General features: G+C 60.9%; 4 protein-coding genes. 2 read left to right on the top strand and 2 right to left on the bottom strand.

Going from position 1 to position 3,572, the window contains the following annotated elements:
• Nucleotides 1–426 (top strand): pyridoxamine 5'-phosphate oxidase family protein (locus tag H1Y01_RS03560; protein WP_180538851.1); only part of this gene is annotated, 426 nt, incomplete at its 5' end.
• Here H1Y01_RS03560 and H1Y01_RS03555 read toward each other — a convergent pair.
• Nucleotides 378–2,213: a serine/threonine-protein kinase gene (locus tag H1Y01_RS03555; protein ID WP_180538850.1), complete on the bottom strand. Its 1,836-nt coding sequence runs from the start codon at nt 2,211–2,213 to the stop codon at nt 378–380. The genes H1Y01_RS03560 and H1Y01_RS03555 overlap by 49 nt on opposite strands.
• A 63-nt stretch (nt 2,214–2,276) precedes the next feature.
• Between H1Y01_RS03555 and H1Y01_RS03550 the strand changes: the two genes are divergently transcribed.
• Nucleotides 2,277–3,047: a putative RNA methyltransferase gene (locus tag H1Y01_RS03550; protein ID WP_180538848.1), complete on the top strand. Its 771-nt coding sequence runs from the start codon at nt 2,277–2,279 to the stop codon at nt 3,045–3,047.
• Here the strand turns inward: H1Y01_RS03550 and H1Y01_RS03545 are convergent.
• Entirely contained in the window at nt 3,007–3,531 is a 525-nt protein-coding gene (locus H1Y01_RS03545) for a GNAT family N-acetyltransferase (RefSeq protein WP_180538846.1), read from the bottom strand. The genes H1Y01_RS03550 and H1Y01_RS03545 overlap by 41 nt on opposite strands.
• Nucleotides 3,532–3,572 lie beyond the last annotated feature (41 nt).

Below are 3,572 nucleotides of genomic sequence, written 5' to 3'. Positions count from 1 at the left end.
ACGATTCTAGATGGGCTGGTCTTAGCGCGGTCTGCGTTTAACCACTCAATGAACTACCGGTCCGTCGTTGCCTTCGGAACGGCACGGAAGATTGAAGATCCGGAACAAAAGGTTCGATCGCTACGTGCTATCTCGGAGCATGTCATCCCGGGCCGATGGGAAGAAGTCCGCCAACCAAGCGAGAAGGAATTGAAGGCCACCGCGGTGCTCGAATTCCTGATCGAAGAAGCTTCGGCAAAAGTAAGAACCGGACCGCCGTCGGATGATGAAGATGACTATGGGTTGCCGGTGTGGGCCGGAGTTTTACCGCTTGAGGTGAGAACCGGGCTGCCTATACCGGACGGCAGATTGCTCGAGGGAGTTACCCTGCCGGAGGATCATCGGACGATTAACTTCAACGCCGTAAGATCGCCGTTACGAATCTGAATCGCTCCCGATGCCTGAGTTCCGCTTCTGTCAACCGTGACATAGTGCGGACCGGCGGGCAGCGTCATACGAACCGGCGTCTGATAGCCGGTAGAACGCCCGTCGACGATCACGCTAAGTCCGCTCGGATCGCTCGTTAGCATAAGTACGCCGTTGGCAGCGCGCATCGAGACTAACGGCATCTCCGTATCTTCATGGCTCACCCGCACTTCCCTACTCTCCGGCTGATAACCCGGGAGCGTGATCATGACCGTATGAACCCCGCTAGAGGCCGGCAACTTACACGGCGTGCGACAAGTCAGTTCGCTGGAGCCATCGAGAGTCGCGGTGGCGCCGGCCGGATCGGTGAGCACTTCTATCGATTGGTTGGTGACCGGTTCGTCCGTGCGCGACGCGCGCTGCACAGGAGGAGTCGAGACCGGCTGCGAAGTACTCTCAGCGGGCGTGCTGTCCTGACTGGGAGTCGCTTGAGTCGGTGCGGGCGCCGGCTTCGATTGCGCTTCGAGAGACGGCGGCGCGGGCATGGGGCTGCGGCGATCCGGCGCGGTTTGCGGCGCCGTACCGGCTGGGGGCGCCTCTTGCGACGTCTGGTCCCCGCTGGATCCGGGCTCGACTAAGTCGTGGATCCAGGGAACATCGAGAATGTCGGTTTGCCAAACCAACAGCGCAAGAATGCCGCACAGAATCACCGCGCCGCCGGCAAATAGAACGAGCCAATCGCCCACCGTTCTGCGCCGCTTCTTCTGGCGTTTCTCCGGGATTTTCTCGACGATTGGGACCGGATTTGGGACTGCGGCAGCGGGCTTCGAAAGCGCTGCTTTCTGAACCGGCCGGAACGTGCGCGTGACGGCGCCGGCCGCCGCGGTCGGCATCGCCTGATGCGCTTTGCGCGCCAACACTCGCCAGTTTCCAGCCGCGGCCAGAGTTGCATCCAGACCTGTAGTGAAAGCCGTGCACGTAGAGTAGCGGCGGTCTGGTTTCTTATGCAGCGCCTTGCGGAGAGCGCGGTCCACGCCTTCGTTCAAAGAGGTGTTGATGTTCTGGACGGGCGCCGGTTGCTCGCTAACAATCTTGTAAACGACGGTGGAGATTTGTTCCCCTGCGAACGGGCGCTCGCCGGTCAACATCTCATAAGCAATCACAGCCAGCGAAAACTGATCGGACCGGCCGTCAATGTCGTGCCCTTGCACTTGTTCGGGCGACATATAGTTAGGCGTGCCCACCAGAACTCCGGTAAGTGTCTGGCCTTCGAGCTGAGTTATCTTGGCGATGCCGAAGTCCGTGATCTTGACCGCGCCCGCCGCGTCGATCATGATGTTGGCGGGTTTGACATCGCGATGGATCACTCCTTTGCGATGCGCGTAGTCGAGCGCGGCGGCAGCCTGCCGTAACACCTCGGTGAGGCGGTCTTTCGAGATGAGCTTCGGGCGCGAAAGAATCTCGTCGAGCGTTTCGCCGTCGACGAATTCCATGGCGATATAAGCCAGGCCATCCACCTCATCCATGTCGTAGATCGTGACGATGCCGGGATGCGACAGCGCGCCGGCGGATCGGGCCTCGCGGAACAAGCGTTCACGCAGGCGGCGGCGATGATCGGCGTCGTCTACATCGCGCAGACGCAGGGTCTTGATGGCGACGGGCCGGCCGATCACGGGGTCGATTGCGTGATAGACAACGCCCATCGCGCCGCGCCCCAGCTCGCGCGTGATCTGGTAGCGGCCGATTTTCTCCAGCATTCCCGGTGAGGTTCCAGGCGTTACTTCAGGCATCTGTTCGCGGGGGCGCAATTTCAGTTTAGCGGGATCGCCGGTTGGCAGGCGCCCGTTAGAATCAACCAGCTAGAATAGCCAATGCTTCTCTGCCCGGTGCGCGGCTGCCACTTACACTTGACGCGCGAGGATCGTCGCGTGGTCTGCCCGCGCGGACATTCGTTCGATATCGCGAAGAGCGGCTACATCAATCTGCTCCAACCGCAGGACCGACGCTCCAGGCGGCCGGGCGATTCGGCGGAGGCAGTTGCCGCCCGCCGCCGACTGCACGATAGCGGCGTGACGGAGCCGTTGCTCGAGGCGATCTCCGCGTTGGCCGCCCCGGCAGCGAGCGATGTGGTCCTCGATGAAGGATGCGGCGAGGGATTCTTTCTGGGCCGGCTTGCCGCTGAACATGGGTTCGCCGGGCATGGGATCGATATCTCGATTCCGGCGGTAGATGCGGCGGCGCGAAGGTATCCCGGCTGCGAATGGATTGTGGGGAACGCCGACCGGTTCGTGCCCTACGCGGACGGCACGTTCTCTTTGGCGCTGTCGGTGACGGCACGGATGAATGCGGCCGAGTTACGGCGTGTGCTGGCAAGCGGGGGGCGGCTGATGGTCGCAGTTCCGGCCCCTGAGGACTTAGTGGAACTGCGGGGCGTGGGCCGGGATCGCGTGGCGCGGACTCTAGAAGCTTTCACGGACGGATTTACCCTGACCGATCACCGTCGCGCGATTACGGCTGCCGATCTCGATGCCGCGGCGGTCCGCGAAGTTCTTACTTCGATTTACCGTCCGTTGCGAGCGGAGCCGGTAGGTCCGATGCGACTTACTTTTGGTCTCGACTTACTATTGTTTCGGCGGGATTGATTATAAGTTGAACGAACACTAAGTCGAGGAAGCGGTTGAACTTGAATCCGACCTGTTTGAAATGAGCCACGCGCTCAAACCCGAGGCGCTCGTGAAAGCGGAGTGAGGCGACGTTGTCCGCATCGATTCCTCCGACCATTACGTGCTTTCCGAGTGCGGCGGCCCGCGGAATTAATGCGCGAAGCAGGGCCGAACCAATTCCCTGCCCTCTGGAAGACGCGCTTACGTGTACGGTGTGCTCGACCGTGAAGCGATACCCCGGCCAGGATCGAAAGTCACCGAACGAAGCGAAGCCGAGGACCGATTCGTCATTGCTGGCGACGAGCGTAGGGTAGTTTTGCTGCAACCGGCTCTTCCATATTTCCATCCGTTGGTCGATAGTAGCGGGCTGATCGCTGTAGATCGCGGTGGTGTTCAGCAGGACGTCGTTATAGATTGCTGTGATAGCTGCGAAGTCGGATTCGACCGCATCGCGAATGAGCATCTTATGTACATGGTAGCCGTGGAAACCGCTCGCTTTCGCTC

The sequence above is a fragment of the Nevskia soli genome, assembly GCF_903970205.1.
Classification (GTDB): Bacteria; Acidobacteriota; Terriglobia; order Bryobacterales; family Bryobacteraceae; genus Bog-113.
Note: the sequence above shows the minus strand (reverse complement) of the source record. Positions and strands in the feature narration are given on the sequence as shown.